Consider the following 16,940-nt stretch of genomic DNA (forward strand, 5'->3'; position numbering starts at 1 on the left):
TTTTGGAGGGGTTATGATAAAGCGTCTAAACAGAAAGTTTTCAGGCTTTCTCATTCTGGCAGTGGTTCTGTCGGCTGTCTCTGGAATTGCAAAGAATCGCTGGCAAGCTCGCATGGAAAAGGAAGCTAATACCGGTCAACAGACCCAAACTCAAACATCCTCTTCTGGCTCTGGCGGAATGGTGGTTGGAGAGTCTGATGTGAACTGCATGAACGTAAAAGTTCGTTTAGGTACAAATATTCTTGCCGAAAGCGCATCTGTTTCCGAGGTTCCAGTCAGAGAATTGAAAAATGGTGCCGGAGCATCATTCGCGTGTACGGCTTTTGCGCCACCGTTGCACGGTAACGGACAACCCGTTACGGCAGGTAACGTAAATGTTGTCTGCTCTGGCGGGAAATTGACTGTAACGTCATCAAACTGCGCTTTACAACCTAAAGACTGTCCTGCTAGCTCAGCGCCAATTCCTGCAGGAATTCAAGCTGGAACCGCAGCAGCTAACGTACCCACACCTGCAATCGCACATGGTGGTTCTACAAGTGTGGCATGTACTTCGGCTTCTCCTGGTTTAGTTATCGACGGTAAAGCTGTCGATCGCGGAACGATCGCCGTCAGTTGTAACAACGGTACTGTTTCTTACGCTGGTAGCAACTCATGCGCAGTCCCTCCTCCATGCCCAGCAGGTTCCTGCTATGCCGCTTGTAACTCTTGGTGTACAGACGGAACTGGCACCGACTCATGGACATCAAATTGCGTGACTGGTGGTAAAGGTGGTAACCAGATTTGTACTTCTAATGTTTCAACATATAGAAGTTGTCAGAACGGACAGTACTATAGAAACATCACTTCTACTCGTTCAGGCACAACTACAAGTACCGGTTGGGCTTGCTCTAGCAGCACGCGCCAATAGTTAATTTTTTTACTTAGTTTTCTAAGGCCTCCACTCGGAGGCCTTTTTCATTTCAAGTGATTCACTCTCGATCTTCTGATCGGAGTCATTCGAAAAAAACACCTTCGTCTTAATTCGATATCCAAATTTTAGAATCGTGGGACTTTCGTGAATTTTCCTCTATGCTGATTGTCACTAGCACGTCTCTGGCGAAACAAACGAAAACGGGGGAACTTCAATGCGTATCATCACAGGCCTGTTAGGTCTTTTTCTATGTTCGACTTGGGCACACGCTCAAACTATTTATCCATCATCACTTAACATCAATGCTGGCACGTCTTCGTCGGTGAGTGTTGAAGCACTAAAGGTCAAAGACCAAAGCGGCACAACAAGGACCGCCTCTAAATATCTTTACTTCACTCCAAAAACTTCGCAGTTTTCCGGAGACCTCAGTTTTGTCGTCGCAAACAAAGCTATCAAAACCTTGAAGCTTGATTTTAACTACCGAGGTCCCGCGCTAAAAACGCAAGAGTGGTCTTTCTCTATTTACAATGCACAAACCGGTCAATTCGAAAAAATCACAAACAACACTGGGGCGAAAGCTTGGACGTGGTCGCTTTTGTCTTATTCCATCTCGGGAGATCTTAGTAAGTTTGTTTCTTCCAGTGGAAGTCTCGTCCTTCGTTATTCCAGCAAAGGAAGCGATGGATCCGCTCTTGATTATGTCGCGCTGACATTGACGGCTGATACAACAACTCCACAGCCATCACCAAGTCCATCGCCATCGCCTTCACCTTCCCCTTCACCGTCTCCGAGCCCATCACCATCTCCGTCACCTAGTCCGAGCCCAAGTCCGACGCCACCTACACAAGGCCGCACATTTAACGGCGTTCGTCCTTACGGAGCAATGGCGCCTTGGAATATTCCAGTGACAAACTTGCCTCGCCATCCAGAGAGCGCAAAATACGCTGAATATTTGTGGAATGATTTTGCAGGTAAAATTCCAGAGTTGAATTTCCGTAAATACACATACCCCGTTTACGATGCTGCAAAAGCAACGGATCAATATGTGATTAAAGACACGAACAACTGGGGAAATCTGAACGGTAAGACAATTCCGTTCAATCCGAATTGGAAACCTAATGCAGGGACAGATTCACAGATCATCATTCTGGATCCGATCACCGGGAAAGAATGGAATTTGTGGGAAGTCGTCGTCGACACAGCTTCAAAACAGATCACGATTGGTAACGGAAATTTGTGCCCGGGTGATTACCTCACAAATAACTGGGACAACAAAGCAACAAAATGCACTGGATCACGCGGTGTTGGTATCAACTATCTCGCGATGCTTGTACGTCCTTGGGAAATTGAACAAGGAAAAATCGAACATGCTCTTTCAATGCCCATCATTGGAACATCGGGTTCTTTCTATGTAGCACCAGCTACAAAACTTGAACACCCAGGTAAAACAGGAAACATCCCAGAGGGAATGCGCTTTGCTCTGAATGTAACGTACAAAGAGATTGATGATTTCGTTGCGACGTTAACTGGTTTAACAGAACAAAAACGTAAAGCAATCAAAGTCATTCTTGTCGCACTCAAAGACTACGGTTGGTTTATTACTGACACTGCGGGAGGCCACGCATTGCAGTTCGAAGCTCCTGAATCCGCACAAGCAGAATGGGAGCGCATCGGAGTTCTCCCTGGTCAATCGTTCGGTGGTGTCGAACATCCACGCTTCACCCTCTACAAATTTTTAACTAAAGAGCGCATTATCACAATCGTTCCAAGCGACCAGTACCCAGCACAATAAAGTCAAAAGTCAGAAACATAATTTGAAATTTCCTAAAGCCCTCCACTTCCGGAGGGCTTTTTTCTTTCTTCTTCGGAGTCAAAATGCCACCAAATATATTGGCATCATGCTTGCTTTAGTACTTTTCAGATCATTTAACAAATCAGGGAGGAACCACCACATGAAACAAGTAATCGCAAGCATCATCATTTGTTTGAGCTCAATCTCTGCTCTAGCTGGAGGCTGGGGAAGACCTGAGTGGCGTCAAGTCGACGAAGTCCATTTCTATGATGGCAAAACTGCTGTCGCTATTCAAAACTGTAAAAATGCACGTCAGGTAGATGTTCGCTGCGTCCGCTCTCGCGATTTCCAATGCGGCGCTTGCTCAGAAATTTCTCATTCTGATCATTCAAGCTATCTCGTTTATCAATTAATTGGTGGCGGCCACGGCGGTGGCGGATGGAATCCACCTCAAGAACGTCGTGAATTCCTACAAAGCTTTCATTTCACCGACAAGAAAACTGCAGTTGCTTATCAAAAATGCCAACAATACCGTTCATCCCTCCCACAATGCAGTGAACGTCGTTACGAGTGCACTCCTTGCACAGTTGAAAGTCACACAGACCATTCTCAATTCGACCTTTACCGCATCAACCGTTAATAAGAATTCCTCAGACCCTTCAAATTCCCCTCCTTCCGTCTGGAAGCGAGGGGTTTTTTTCATGATCTTCGGCGAGTTTGAATTTATATTTGTGTCTCGCAGGAGACATAAATGTCGGCATTTCGAATTTTCATCTTGGTTTTTATCTTTCCGCTTCTTTCTATTGCTCAGAAAACTGATCACGAGCTTTACCGAGAACACATTCAGCCTCTGTTTGAACGACGCTGTGTAGCTTGTCACAGCTGTTTCAATGCTCCTTGCCAGCTGAACCTGCAGGATTCCACCGGCTTTTTAAGAGGCGCAAATAAAGCCAATGTCTATCATGGCACACGTACGGAAAGTGTCGAACCGACTCGTCTGTGGATTGATGCCTCAACGACCGCCGAGTGGCGAGCAAAAGGATTTTTTGATGTCGCAAACTCAAAAGATCCAGAACAGAATATTTTTTGGCGAATGATTCAACTTCGTAAGGACAACCCCCAGTTGCCAATTAAAAAGCAAGTCGCCGAATCTGAAGTCTGTCCTTCGAACATGGAACAACTCCTTGCCGTGAATAAGAACAATCCAGAAATTGGAATGCCTTATGGTTTGCCCGCACTTGAAACTGCTGAACTTGAGGTCATAAAAAATTGGATTCAAAAAGGCATGCCTACAACAGAGACAGAGATAACTGTCACGCCTTCCGTAAAAAAGCAGATTAATGACTGGCAGGATTTTTTTAATGAAGAATCTTTAAAGCAAAAGCTTTTAAGTCGTTATCTCTATGAGCATTTATTCCTCGCCCATATTTATTTTCCTGAACAACCAAAAAGCTTTTTCCGTTTGGTTCGCTCTGAAACAAAATGTAAAAAGGGAATCAAGGAAATCGCCACACGTCGTCCCAATGACGACCCGGGGAAGGAAAATTTTTACTACTGTCTTCGCCCCTTCCAAGGAGCTGTTGTCTACAAAACTCATCTTCCCTATGAATTCAGTGCACAGAAGATGGAACGCTACAAAAAAATATTCTTTTCTCGTGAATGGATGGTGACTGAGCTCCCAAGTTACAAAACCGATGTTGCCGAGAACCCATTCGTTGCATTTCAAAGCATTCCAGCAAAAGCACGCTATGAATTTTTGCTCGAGGATGCCCAATATCAAGTTGCAACTTTCATCAAGGGCCCCGTCTGTAACGGAAGCCAAGCTGTCAATTCTATTCAAGAACAATTTTTTACGTTCTTCCTAAATCCAGGTTCTGATCTTATGTTGGAATCAACTGAATACGAAAAACAAGCCGCACAAATGTTAATTCTTCCCGGCATGTGGGGAAGTGATATTAAGCTTTTAGAAGCTCCCGTGCTTTTAAAAAAGATCACAGACAGTCGTGAAAAATACCGTCTATTTCGTGCCAACAACCTGACCAAGTTTCGACCACAAGGTTACAAGCTCCAGGATATTTGGGACGGTAACGGCGACAATCCAAATGCCATCCTCACGATCTTCCGCCACGATGACAATGCTGTTGTTCGCAGAGGCGCCGTTGGAGATTTGTCCAAAACTGTTTTTGTTTTAGATTACGCTCTACTCGAACGTCTTGTTTACAATCTTGTTGTGAATTTCGATGTCTTCGGAAATATCAGTCATCAGTTCCTGACTCGTGTCTATATGGACCAAATTCGAATGGAAGCCGAAGAGCTATTCTTAACGTTCCTGCCACCCGAACAGCGTTTGGAGTATCGTCGCGACTGGTACAAAGGATTTCTCACTCGGGCAAAAATGGATTACGTTTTTCCAGCGGTCGGATCAGCAGAGCCCACAGGCATTCGCTACAATTCAGAAACCAGAACGAAAACCCAGTTTGTGACCAAAGCATTATTCTTCCGCATGAGCGAAAAGGTGCGGGGATCTCTGGACTCTCTCAACTGGAAAAAAATGGAAGTACCGGACTCTGTCCAACCCAAACTGAGCGTGAATCCAACGGAAACACTTCTGAGAAATATTGCTTCCGTTCAAGCAGGAAAGAAAACGCCTTTTGCTCGCTACTTCGATCCTGACTTGGCGCTCTTGATTATTGATTCTTCTGATCAAACTCAAAAAATATATTCAATCATTCACAACAAAGAGCACGAGAATATCTCTTGGATTCTCGGTGAATCTCTACGCATGTTGCCTGAACAAGACAGCTTAACTATTCGCGAAGGCATCTGGGGATCTTATCCCAACATGATTTTCCGGGTGAAAGAGGCCGCGCTGGGTGCTTTTGTAAAAAAGCTAGGAGCTATGAAGTCTCCTCAAGATTATCGCAAGCTCGTGCAGGTCTATGGAGTCCCCCGCACCGATCCAAAGTTCTGGTTGGCCTACGACGACGTACAGAAGCTTTTTGCCCAAGGACCAGCCAGCGAATACGGCTATTTAGATCTCACTCGCTATGCTCTAGAATAGCATGACTTAGTGCGGCACGCGAGGGTGCTGGAAACCAAGAGTAGACTTGGTCCTCAGCATTCGATACAAGATTTGGGTTTTAAAACTATCTATTAATAACAAGGAGATACCATGGGTATTGAGCAAACATTCTCAATCATTAAGCCAAACGCAATGAAGAAAAACGCTATCGGCGACATCATCAGCATGTTCGAAGCAAACGGCCTTAAAATCGCTGCTTTGAAAATCACAATCATGTCTAAAGCAAAAGCTGAAGAGTTCTACGCTGAACACAAAGAACGTCCGTTCTTTGGCGAACTAGTTTCTTTCATGACATCTGGCCCAGTTGCTTTGATGTGCTTGCAAGGTGAAAACGCAGTTTTGAAAAACCGCGAAATCATGGGTGCAACTGATCCTAAAAAAGCTAACGCTGGCACAGTTCGCGCGAAATTCGGCGACAACGTTGGCGAAAATGCAGTTCACGGTTCTGACAGCACAGCTTCTGCTGCTCGCGAACTTGCTTTGTTCTTTGAAAAACAAGAAATCTGCAACGTATAGTTTTTGTAAAGCGCGCACGCTTTCAAGAATAAAGAAATAAGTCTTATGAAGAAAAATCTTCACCAGAGGGGAGCGCAAGCTCCCCTTGTCGGTTCTAAAGCAACAGTGAAAATTGATAAGCTCGCCGTCGGTGGTGCTGGAGTCGCTCGACATGAGGGCCTCGTGGTCTTCGTTCCTCTAGCAGCACCGGATGATGAACTATTGGTAGAATTCACCCTTGTTAAAAAGAATTTCTCTGAGGCCCGCATTCTCGAAATTATCAAGCCAGGCCCGGCAAGACGGACGCCTCCGTGTCCCGTGGCGCTGGTTTGCGGTGGTTGCAACTGGCAGCAAATTTCAGAAGAAGAACAGCGACGTCAAAAAGAACAAATCGTTCTTGAGACTATTCAGAAATTCAATCGCGGTCTTGAATTTGAGTATTTACCAATTCAAGCAAGTCCACGTTCTTTGCGCTATCGCAATCGCATTCAGCCTAAATACGCCAACGGACGTTTTGGTTTTTTCGCACGCAATTCTCATGAAATTGTCGCGATTGAAGATTGTCCAATCACAGAAACTGCGCTGACAGATAAATTTTCTGAAGTGAAGCAGTGGCTGCAGTCGCAAAAAAAATCAGGCCTGCAAAAACTGGAAATGTATATTTCTGAAGATGATTCTGTTCGCTATGGTCTTATCTCGGAAGAAGATGATGGCGTCGGATTTTCCCAAGTAAATCGTTTTCAGAACGTCGATCTTATCCGCACAGCTCTTGATTGGGCTAGCGGCGAAGAATATCGCCATATTTGGGACCTCTATTCGGGGGCTGGAAATTTCACTTTTCCGTTTGCCGAGCGCTGGACTTCAGCCCCGATAACCGGAGTTGAATTGAATCCAAAACTTGTAAAACGCGGACAGGCAAAAAGTCGAGATTCGCGAATTCAGTTTGTGGAATCCGATGTCGAAAGTTTCTTAAAAAAGACAAAACCACAGAGTCAGGACCTTGTTATCCTGGATCCGCCACGCGCAGGCGCTTCTGAGTACATCATGCAAGCCTTGCTGGAAGCGCGTCCCAAGAAAATCATCTATATCAGCTGTCATCCCGTTTCACTTGCTCGTGACCTCCAGTGGTTTTTCAAAAAAGCTCAGGAGCTTAACATCAAGGCAAGTCTCCGTCGCGTTCAAGCATTTGAGATGTTCCCACAGACTGATCACGTCGAAACTGTTGTGGAGCTGAGGGTTGACTCTTAAGCCCTAAATGATACCTTTTTAGCATGCGTAAATGGATGCTCGCACTCTGTTCCCTAGCCTTTGTTGGATGTGCAAGTTGGGGAAGTAAAAATAAAGAAAAATCGGAACTTTATCTTCGGATAGGTGTTTCTTACATCGAATCGGGTAACTACCCTTTTGCCCTTCGTGAATTATTGAAGGCAGAAGAACTCGATCCAAAAAATCCTGTTGTCCAAAACAATTTAGGACAAGTCTATTTTTTACGTGAACGTTTTGACCTCGCAGAACAAAAGTTTTCTCGCGCAATTGAACTAAAATCAGACTACACCGATGCTCGCAACAATCTAGCGCGCACTCTGATCGAAGTCGGGAAATATCAGGCAGCGGAAAAAGAGCTAACAGTTGTGTTTAACGACCTCACGTATTCTGGGGTTACGAAAGCCTACATCAACTGGGGTCTTTCAAAGTTCCTTCAAAAAGATTATTCAGGCGCACGTTCTGCCTTTGGAAAGGTACTAGAAACCCAGAGTGACGACTGTGTTGCAAACACTTACTACGGTCGCTCTCTTTTTGAAGAAAAAGATTATTCTAGAGCTGCAGAGGCTTTGGATAGAGCCGTTGGCTTCTGCCAAAAAGGGCTTATCGATGAACCTCACTACTACAGCGCCCTGGCATATTATCGTCTTGGCGAAAAATCGAAGGCCATTGCACGCTTCGAGGAGCTTATTAAATATTATCCTCAAGGCAAATACCGAGATAAGGCCAAAGCACTTCTTGATCTCATTCGAAAGGGACAGCAATGAAAAAGACCGGTGAAATTTTAAAAAAAGCCAGAGAAGAGAAAGGTCTCTCTCTAAATGAAATTGGTCTGTCCCTAAAAATTAGCAGCAAAGTTTTGAAAGCAATCGAAGACGGCGATGAGAAACAATTGCCGGCAAAGACTTTTTTGCGCGGTTTCGTGCAGAGCTATGCAAACTATCTTCATCTCGACACTGATAAAATTTTAGAAACTTTCTACGAAGAAATGGGATCAACGCGACCGAAGCCTTACATTCGCGCTGATGGAACGCCGACCCCAGAGTCTCTTCCTACTGAAGGAGCGGAAGCCTCTGCCCCCGCAACTGTTACTCCACTTCCTACAAAACCAGCTCCTCGTAAAACTGACAACTTGGCGCCTTTACAACAAGGCCGTAATACGAAAGCCATTGCCGCCGTTATTCTTGGCGCCGTTTTAGTTGGTTTGATTATTTTTACCAAAAAGATGATCGACAAGTATTCAAAAGAAGCCGAGGTTCCAACAGCAGAAGTTGAACAAACAATGGAAGGCGCGACACCAGTAAGCCCGACATCTGAGTCAGAAGGTGAAGCGACAGCCACTGAGTCTGCACCACAGACTTCAGCGACGGAAGCAAAAACCAGCGAAGCTCCAATGTCAGCACCTATGACATCGGCATCGCCAACCTCGACACCAGCTCCGGCTTCATCGCCTTCGCCAGCGGTCACTCCAGCAGCGAGCGCGACTCCGAAAGTAAGCCCATCTCCTAGCGCGATACCAAGCCCTTCACCAAGTGTTGCGGCAACAACAACTCCGAGCCCTACTCCAACACCAAAACCTTCACCATCTACATCTCCTTCAGCAAAACCTGAGGAAGGAAAACCCGTGGAGCTGATCGTTGAAGCTTTGGATAACGTAGAGATTGAGTACTCTTCGCCATCAGGAAAACCCCAAAAGATCAAACTCTCCGCTGAACAAGTGCATACTTTCAAGAGCAAGAGTGGTTTGAAAATTAATTTCTCAAACGGCGGAGCCGTGAACCTTATTTTAAATGGTAAGGAACTTGGTATTCCTGGAGATCTTGGTAAACCTATTAAATTGAGCTACTAAGTTGAAAGAATTTAAACGCCTCTGGATCATCAGTCTTCTTGTTAAACTGGTTCTTTCTGCGCTGATACCATTGAGTGCTGACGAAGCATATTACTGGGTTTGGTCCCACAAGCTCCAATTAAGTTACTTCGACCATCCACCAATGGTGGCGTGGATTTTTTACCTCGGCCACTTTCTTGAACCTCTAGGGCATGCCGTTCGTTGGCCTGCTGTGATTTTAGGTCATCTAACTTTGCTGGTTGGATTTGACCTGATCCGCCACAGCTTACCTTGGGATAAGGTTCGCCTGTGGGTTTATCTGGTCCTCTTTTCTCCCCTACTCGGATTTGGTTCGCTGGTCGTCACACCCGATTTGCCGGTGGTATTCTTTTGGATGCTCTCGATTTGGTTTGCCGTTCGCGCCCTTCGCACAAAAAATGCGATTGACTATCTTGGGCTGGGCGCTGTGCTTGGACTGGGCTTTTGCGCCAAATATCATATCGTGTTGTTTGTGCCAGCATTTTTACTGTATCTCGGATTTGAAAAAAAATGGAAAGATGTTCGCTGGAATCTGGTACCGCTGACAATTCTATCGGGCCTAGTTTTTTGCACTCCGGTTCTTCTTTGGAACTATCAGAATGATTTCGCTTCTTTTACTTTCCAACTGAAACACGGTTTGGAAAAAGAAACTTACAATCCGGAATGGACAATCACTTATGTCCTTGGACAGGTGATGATTCTTTTCCCTCTTGTTGTTTGGTCCGCCCTTCGTGTACGTAGCATTCCCGAACTCCGTTGGGTGGCGTACTTTGCGTGGACACCTTTGATCTTTTTCTTCTTCACTTCATTCCGAGCACTCGTTGAGGCGAATTGGCCAATTATCGCCTATCCAACTTTTTTGATGCTCGCCATTCAACATCCTCGTATGCGTTCCTGGCAGCGTTTCTATGTAGGCTTCTATGGAGTTATTGTTGCGGTTGTCTTAGCGACTCTTTGGGTTCCACAGCTTCGCAAACTCAATGACAAGGTTTCGGAGCCTTATGAGTTCGAACAACTCGCCCAAGAAATAAAAGAATTTCAGCCGCTCTATGCAAGCAGTTATCAAATGGCCTCATCTCTTTGGTATTTTAGTAAGGTGCCAGTCTACAAACTGAAAGATATCAGCCGTTTTGATTTCTTCGACACTCTGCCCGAGGCTATTCCGCAGCAAAGTCCATTTTATCTCGTTAAACGCGAAGCTAACAGTTTACCTTCTTGGATTTCTCAAGAACAATGGTCAGGCCAGATCATCAAAAAGATCGATCCGGACTATGTTTTGATGGAATTCAAGAAGCAATGAAATCACTTGTCGCATTTTCTTTTATCTTAGTCGGTTATTTCTTGTACGGATTTTATATCAATCAGTACGAGACCAGCACTGTTCCGCGACAAATCAAAACTGAACACGCACAAAATTATTACGACTATCGCGGCTCTCTCAATATTCACACCGATCTGTCTTCAGGATCGGCCTCTTCAAGTTTTGTAATCACATCAGCAAAACTCGCCAATCTCGATTTCATCATGTTCACTGATGTAAATCTTTTTGATATGCCGACAACCTTTGAATCCTATCACGGCAATCTCCTCGTTTTGAATGGCGGAAAATTTAGCTATCTCGACTCAAGACTCATCTACTACTCACTTCAACAAGAATCCATCGGATCAAATCTCGGTGATGCTCAAGTAAAACTTGCTGATCTCTTGTCTCAAAAGACCGGTGCAAGCAAAGACACCCTTGTTATTCTCGCACATCCTTACAAAGCGGGATATTCTTGGAGCGGAGAAATTCCCTCTGGCATGGATGGCTTTGAAATCTTGAATCTAAAAAGTCTCGCCAATCGCGCTTGGGGTGAATCCAAACTTTCGACAATTTGGAGCTTATTGATTTATCCATTTAACGCGGATCTAGCTTTCTTGCGTTTGTGGTCAGAGCCGTCCGAAGAATTCGCACTCTTTGATAAAATGAGCCAGCAACGTAAGATCGTAGCCTATGCGGGAACTGAAGCATCAGCTCGGGCTTTGCCCCTTGCGAATTACTTAATTCGCTTTCCAAGCTACAAACGCTCTTTTGAGTTTATGAGCACGCACGTGATGCTTCCGTCTGAACTCACCGGGAGTTTTACTAGCGATCGAGCGAAGATTTTCAACGCTCTTAAAAATGGACAATTCTATATTGCGATGGACATGCTAGGTGATCCGAAAGGTTTTGTCGCGACAATGGAAAGTGACGGCAAGCCTCACCTGATGGGCTCTGAAGTGAAACTTACAAAAAATACCGTGCTTAAAGTGTCCTTGCCGTCGCGTCCCCGTGATGAATTTGAAATTGTTGTCTACAAAGATGGAAACGTTATTGATCGTCTGACGGATCCTGAAGTGACTTATGTGATCAAAGAACCCGGAGTCTATCGTGTCCAAGTTAAAGTGATTCCGATGCTGCCACTTCCAGATGCAAAAAAATGGATCTCGTGGATTTACACCAATCCATTTTACGTGCGTTAAGGTTTTCTTACTACAAGCCCCGCAAAGGCTGAAATTTGACAAGCTAAACGTTCTTCTGGGGCGAATTTGCGATCGTCCGCCATTTCTTGCTCTATTTCGTTTCTCGGCCCGATTTTCTCAAGACCGGACACAACCCACACCCTGCATGTACCGCACGTCCCAAAGCCACCGCACGTGTGATTTAATTCAACGCCCGCAGCAAGAGCAGCTTCTAGGACAGTGGCCCCTTCATGACTCACCTCGACAATTTCCTCGTCCGGTAAAAACGTCATAAATTTTCCTGATTTAGCCTTCATTGTAGGCAACTCCTCGAAAAAGCCACTCTTTTGTTGAAACACCCGCACCCATTTTGTATCAATGATTTCATGAGATTCATAGCTTTTGACTTAGAAACTACAGGTACGGTTCCCGGTGTTGATCAAATCGTTGAAATTGGAGCCGTGCGCTTCATTAACGGTCAGCCTGAAGCTGTTTTTGCAACACTCGTCGATCCACAAAGAGCCATTCCTCCAGGGGCTTCTAAGGTCAACGGTATCACCGATGATATGGTAAAAGGTAAGCCTACAATTGAATCCCTGCTGGGATCTCTTGCAGAGTTCTGCGGCGATGATTTTATGATCGCTCACAATGCACCATTCGATGCGCAGTTTTTGATTTCTGACGTTAAGAAGTTTGAAACAGCAGCACCAAAAGGTTTGATCCTCGATACATTGCCAATCGCTCGTAAAGTGTTCCCAGGTCTTCCAAACTACAAACTTGGTACTTTGGTCCAACACTTAAAAATTCCAACGACCGATTTCCATAGAGCAGAAGAAGACGCGACTTACGCAGGTCACTTGTTCATGAATATGGTAAAAAGAATTTCGATCGGTGGACAAGCTCCACAAATTGCGAACCTTGTTGCTTTAACAGGTAAGCCTGAACTTCGTTTCCCGCAAATCGTCCGCCAACCTAAACAAATGGATTTCTTCGGCGGCTTCTAATAAAAACGGCGTACTCTTTGTACGCCGCTCTTTAATTTAAAATTAAATTTCTTTGGCCCGATGAGCGATGGGATATCTTCGTCCCCGTCCGAAAGAGTGCTGTGATACTTTTAAAATCGGAGCTGCCTGCCATCTCTTAAATTCCGTGCGCATCAAAATTGGCAACAACCACTTATCAGTCTTCGTTTTTGCTTCTCCGGATTTTTCCACAAGATAAACCACGGCACGATCAAGATCTTCGTAAGGTGGTAAAGAGTCTTGATCTTTCTGATTGGGACGAAGCTCTGCACTCGGAGCACGCGTGATGATTCGTTTCGGAATGATTTCATCCTGACTGTTGTAAAGATTCGCAAGATCGTAGACTTGCTCTTTAGTAAGATCACCAATCGGAGCCAAGCCCCCGCACATATCTCCGTAAAGAGTGGAATAGCCACTCGCATACTCACTTTTATTGCTGGTGGTGAGGAGCATGCTGTTTTCTTTATTGGAAAAAGCCATCAACGTCATACCACGAAGGCGCGCTTGGATATTTTCATTCACCAAACTAAATCCTTCAAGCCCCAGGCCCTTGGAGAAAGCCTCAACAGCCTTTTCGTACATCGACTGAATTTCAACTGTCTTAAAAGCAATTCCCAAATTTTTGGCGAGGACTTGTGAGAGCGTCAGACTTTCTTCCGCATTGAACGGTCCCGGCAACGCCAAGCCTGTCACATTCGCTGGTCCCAAAGCATCCACAGCAAGTGCTGCGACCACGGCAGAATCAATCCCACCGCTTAAACCTAAGTGAACTTTTTTAAGACCCGTCTTCAGACAGAAATCTTGAATACCAAGAACCAATGCTTGTCTGAGTTCTTCGGTTTTTTGAAGAGCAGAAGTTTTATTCCAAACTTCCCCGGTCTCAATGTCGATCACGTTGATATCTTCTTTGAAAGACTGACAGCTTAAAAGTTTCTTACCTTTTTTATCGATAACGAAACTTGCGCCATCAAAGATGATCTCGTCCTGACCACCTACGATATTGACGTACATCATAGGAGCATTGAAATAGGCCGCCGTTTGACTTGTGACGTATTCTCTTTGCTTCATCTTGCCGACGAAATACGGAGAAGCGCTCAAGTTGATCACCATATCGATCTTTTTCTTCTTCACTTTAGCAAGCGGATTTACTTTATAAGGTGAATGGCCTTTTTTGTCAGGCCACGCCCAAATATCTTCACAGATCGTCAGGAAAAATTTTTTTCCTTTCCACTGAAAATAATTTTGAGACACGTCTCCTGGTTCGATAAAGCGAGCTTCGTCAAACACATCACCAGTTGGAAGAAGTTGCTTGTGGAAGAAGCGTGGCTTTTCGCCTTTAGCTAAAAGCACAGCGCTGTTAAAATAAGGACGTCCTTTTTTTTCCGGATTGCGCATGATCAATCCAAAAATAACGGCGATACCTTTAGGAATTTTTTTATGAATGTCTTTAAGTTCTGCTTCTTGTTGGAGAACGAGTTTTTTGCGCTCAAGAAGATCAAACGGATGATATCCAAAGAGAGCACACTCTGGCAAAACGACCATGTCACATTTGCGCTGATGTGCTTGATGAACAAAATCTAAGATTTTTTCTTTATTGTATTTAAAGTCGGCAAGTGTCGGATTGATCTGTGCTAGGGCGATTCTCATTCCAATACTATACGCCCAGAAAACCCGTCTTGGTAGCCATGCCAGTGATTTATTTCATTCTCTGGATACTTCCAGCAGTAATAGCCTTCACCATTGTCGAAGTCAGCCATCCAAAGGCCCTTAGGTTCTGCGCCTAGTTTTTCAATTTTAGCCTGCCAACGATCAATGATTCCGTTGATTTGTTCTTCGATGATTGCCACGGAAGGGTGGGACTTATCGGAGTATGCGTCAATTCTGTTCAACTGAGTTTTAACTTCGCGCGAAGCTTCTTCTGTTAGGCGATAGATGACCGGCAACAAATTGCGCGCATCCGCCAATGTAAAAAACTTTTTGCGATTGATCTCAATCACATTCTCCAAACAATTCCCCCCGGAAAAGAGAGACTGGTATCCACGAAAGAAACGCGTGTTTCAAGCAATAAAGCCGATAACAGACAACTTAAGGAATTCTATGAATAATTTTTAAACGCAATGCAGATTATTTCTCGAAACTCTTCGACATTTGCAGAGCTTGACCACCAATGAAAATCACCAATGCGATGATGAGTGCGGCGATGAAGAGAATTCTTATAAAATTTCCAATAGTGAAACCACTTTCTTCGGCTTCTACTTGTGGCTTGGGTTCCGGTTTTTTCACAGCTATTTTTTTCACAGGCGGAGTGAGTCCACCTTGCACAACCATTTGCTTACCACCGTTTTCAGCTTTTTTTGCGAGCTTCTTTTTTTCTTCCTCAGTGAGCCCGGTAATTCCAACCGCTGTAATCTTACGAGCAGGCCGAACATAACCGCCCCCCGTACTTCCCTTAAAAAAGCCGCCAGCACCGTTGCCATCAAGAGCAATTTCCACAACCTTCCCACCAGTGGTCGCTTCGCCAACGCCTCGTGGTGCGCTTCTAGGAGCCCTAAACATGCTTCGACCATTCCGCGAATTTGAACCCGCATAGCTTCCGCCACCCGAGCCGCTAGAGGAATCAGAGCCACTCGAGCCGGAGTTTTGTGAACTCGAACTTTGGTTATTACCAGTATTTCCCCCTGTTCCTATTGGGGGACGCCCCTTATTCCAAGAAGCCGCCGCAAACTTCGCATCACAACCTTCTTCATTGATCGCAGCCTCGCCATAGCCAAACGACGGCAACTCGCCTGTCTCAAGAAGACACTGAACGTACGAACCCATATACGACTGAATGAAGTTTTGAAATGGCTTGAAAACTTGGTAAATCAAAGCAAGGACGAGTGAAACTGTAATAACGAGAATCAGGACATACTCGATCAGAGCTTGTCCCGAATTATTGTTAAGTCCAGTAAGTTTTTGAGAGTTCTTCACTCGAAGAGGCATTTAAGTCATAATACAACATATGAAGTTGGGACTGTATTTCAATCATTCTCTTATTATCGTCTTCTTGTCTTTCGTCTCATTTTGGGCCAATGCCCAGGCTACGGCCCCGACCACTAGCCAGGTAAAACCCCTTTCAACACTTCAGACGGCGCAAGATCTCTTCAACAAGGGCGAATACGCGAAAACCACGACCCTCCTTTGGGGGAACATCGACCAGTTGGATCGCCAAGGCCTGCTACTTTTGGTGAAAGCTCATGAAAAGAAAAAAGAACCCGGTGATATGGCTCGTGCCGCAAATATCTTAATCGGTAAAAACGAAAAAGATTTCGAAGCACACACGTTCTTAGGTAGCGCCTTTCTGATGCAAAAGAAAACAAAGGACGCCATTGAGTCGTACAAGCGCGCACTGGAGCTTAATTCAAAATACGAACCTGCCTACATGGGTCTGGCAAATATTTTTGAAATGCGGGAGCCGCCAAACCTGTATGAACTTCGCGCACTCTATCAAGACATGATCGACAACATTGGGCCACGTCCCGTTTATCTCTCAAAAATGTGTGAAATCAGTGCGAAAGATTCAACATGTGAACTTGCAATTCGCAGTTGTAAAGAAGCCATTCAGAAAGACACCAGCATCGCTTCCAATCACGTCTACCTTGCTGTTTGCTTAAAAGCGACAGGCGAAGAAAACGCAGCGAACGAGACCTTCAAAAAAACCGCTGCGAAATTTAAAAACTCTGAGGTCGCTCAGTATCACTACGCGAAAGTTCTGGAAGAACAAAAAAACTATATTGATGCAATGAAGTTTTATAAGGCTGCGACGGAAGCTGACGCAAAAGCGGCGCGCTCATGGCTAGGCTTGGCGACGACATCATTTGAAATTCGTAAATTCGATGTTGCTCTGATCGCTTATAAAAATGCTTGTAAGTTTGATAAGAAAACTGCGGCGGCTTTTAGAAAAGCCACCACGATTTTGAGAAACAGCCAGAACTCTGAATGGTCTGGCAAATTTGAAAGTGCATCTGAAAATTGCACTTTCTAACAAG

16 protein-coding genes are annotated in these 16,940 nt (G+C 44.9%); 12 read left to right on the forward strand and 4 right to left on the reverse strand.

Going from position 1 to position 16,940, the window contains the following annotated elements; genetic code table 11:
* Window positions 1-13: 13 nt before the first annotated feature.
* From ACLWOR_RS06655 to ACLWOR_RS06700, 10 genes are all read left to right on the forward strand, one after another.
* A complete protein-coding gene (locus ACLWOR_RS06655; RefSeq protein WP_413939909.1) occupies window positions 14-907 on the forward strand; it encodes a hypothetical protein in 894 nt (297 codons plus the stop codon).
* Window positions 908-1,124: 217 nt separating this feature from the next.
* The gene (locus ACLWOR_RS06660; protein ID WP_413939910.1) at window positions 1,125-2,702 is read left to right on the forward strand and encodes a hypothetical protein; all 1,578 of its coding nucleotides are present in this window, start codon (window positions 1,125-1,127) and stop codon (window positions 2,700-2,702) included.
* Window positions 2,703-2,862: 160 nt separating this feature from the next.
* Window positions 2,863-3,342 (forward strand): hypothetical protein, encoded by a 480-nt coding sequence (locus ACLWOR_RS06665; protein ID WP_413939911.1) that lies wholly within the window; start codon window positions 2,863-2,865, stop codon window positions 3,340-3,342.
* A 111-nt stretch (window positions 3,343-3,453) separates the two neighbouring features.
* The gene (locus ACLWOR_RS06670; RefSeq protein WP_413939912.1) at window positions 3,454-5,763 is read left to right on the forward strand and encodes a fatty acid cis/trans isomerase; all 2,310 of its coding nucleotides are present in this window, start codon (window positions 3,454-3,456) and stop codon (window positions 5,761-5,763) included.
* Window positions 5,764-5,874: 111 nt separating this feature from the next.
* On the forward strand, window positions 5,875-6,300 hold the full coding sequence (gene ndk, locus ACLWOR_RS06675) for a nucleoside-diphosphate kinase (RefSeq protein WP_413939913.1): 426 nt from the start codon (window positions 5,875-5,877) through the stop codon (window positions 6,298-6,300).
* A 45-nt stretch (window positions 6,301-6,345) separates the two neighbouring features.
* Window positions 6,346-7,527, forward strand: coding sequence for a class I SAM-dependent RNA methyltransferase (locus ACLWOR_RS06680; RefSeq protein WP_413939914.1), 1,182 nt, complete (start codon window positions 6,346-6,348; stop codon window positions 7,525-7,527).
* 23 nt (window positions 7,528-7,550) lie between these two features.
* On the forward strand, window positions 7,551-8,309 hold the full coding sequence (locus ACLWOR_RS06685; protein ID WP_413939915.1) for a tetratricopeptide repeat protein: 759 nt from the start codon (window positions 7,551-7,553) through the stop codon (window positions 8,307-8,309).
* On the forward strand, window positions 8,306-9,391 hold the full coding sequence (locus tag ACLWOR_RS06690; protein ID WP_413939916.1) for a helix-turn-helix domain-containing protein: 1,086 nt from the start codon (window positions 8,306-8,308) through the stop codon (window positions 9,389-9,391). The genes ACLWOR_RS06685 and ACLWOR_RS06690 overlap by 4 nt, the downstream gene beginning before the upstream one ends.
* Before the next feature lies 1 nt (window position 9,392).
* Window positions 9,393-10,709: an ArnT family glycosyltransferase gene (locus ACLWOR_RS06695; RefSeq protein ID WP_413939917.1), complete on the forward strand. Its 1,317-nt coding sequence runs from the start codon at window positions 9,393-9,395 to the stop codon at window positions 10,707-10,709.
* Window positions 10,706-11,911, forward strand: a complete 1,206-nt coding sequence (locus ACLWOR_RS06700) for a hypothetical protein (RefSeq protein WP_413939918.1) — start codon at window positions 10,706-10,708, stop codon at window positions 11,909-11,911. The genes ACLWOR_RS06695 and ACLWOR_RS06700 overlap by 4 nt, the downstream gene beginning before the upstream one ends.
* On the opposite strand, the gene ACLWOR_RS06705 is transcribed toward ACLWOR_RS06700, so the two are convergent.
* On the reverse strand, window positions 11,908-12,207 hold the full coding sequence (locus ACLWOR_RS06705) for a 2Fe-2S iron-sulfur cluster-binding protein (protein ID WP_413939919.1): 300 nt from the start codon (window positions 12,205-12,207) through the stop codon (window positions 11,908-11,910). The genes ACLWOR_RS06700 and ACLWOR_RS06705 overlap by 4 nt on opposite strands.
* A gap of 69 nt (window positions 12,208-12,276) precedes the next feature.
* Between ACLWOR_RS06705 and ACLWOR_RS06710 the strand changes: the two genes are divergently transcribed.
* Window positions 12,277-12,894: a PolC-type DNA polymerase III gene (locus ACLWOR_RS06710; protein WP_413939920.1), complete on the forward strand. Its 618-nt coding sequence runs from the start codon at window positions 12,277-12,279 to the stop codon at window positions 12,892-12,894.
* Window positions 12,895-12,936: 42 nt separating this feature from the next.
* Here ACLWOR_RS06710 and ACLWOR_RS06715 read toward each other — a convergent pair whose 3' ends face one another.
* The 3 genes from ACLWOR_RS06715 to ACLWOR_RS06725 all read right to left on the reverse strand — a co-directional run bounded on the left by ACLWOR_RS06715 (window position 12,937) and on the right by ACLWOR_RS06725 (window position 15,894).
* Window positions 12,937-14,559, reverse strand: a complete 1,623-nt coding sequence (locus ACLWOR_RS06715; protein ID WP_413939921.1) for an NAD+ synthase — start codon at window positions 14,557-14,559, stop codon at window positions 12,937-12,939.
* Window positions 14,556-14,909, reverse strand: coding sequence for a DUF2203 domain-containing protein (locus ACLWOR_RS06720; protein WP_413940753.1), 354 nt, complete (start codon window positions 14,907-14,909; stop codon window positions 14,556-14,558). The genes ACLWOR_RS06715 and ACLWOR_RS06720 overlap by 4 nt, the downstream gene beginning before the upstream one ends.
* A 127-nt stretch (window positions 14,910-15,036) precedes the next feature.
* Window positions 15,037-15,894, reverse strand: coding sequence for a hypothetical protein (locus tag ACLWOR_RS06725; RefSeq protein ID WP_413939922.1), 858 nt, complete (start codon window positions 15,892-15,894; stop codon window positions 15,037-15,039).
* A gap of 19 nt (window positions 15,895-15,913) precedes the next feature.
* On the opposite strand from ACLWOR_RS06725, the gene ACLWOR_RS06730 reads away from it, so the two are divergent.
* Window positions 15,914-16,936: a tetratricopeptide repeat protein gene (locus ACLWOR_RS06730; protein ID WP_413939923.1), complete on the forward strand. Its 1,023-nt coding sequence runs from the start codon at window positions 15,914-15,916 to the stop codon at window positions 16,934-16,936.
* Window positions 16,937-16,940 lie beyond the last annotated feature (4 nt).

Source organism: Bdellovibrio sp. HCB2-146 (assembly GCF_047345725.1).
Lineage (GTDB): Bacteria > Bdellovibrionota > Bdellovibrionia > Bdellovibrionales > Bdellovibrionaceae > Bdellovibrio.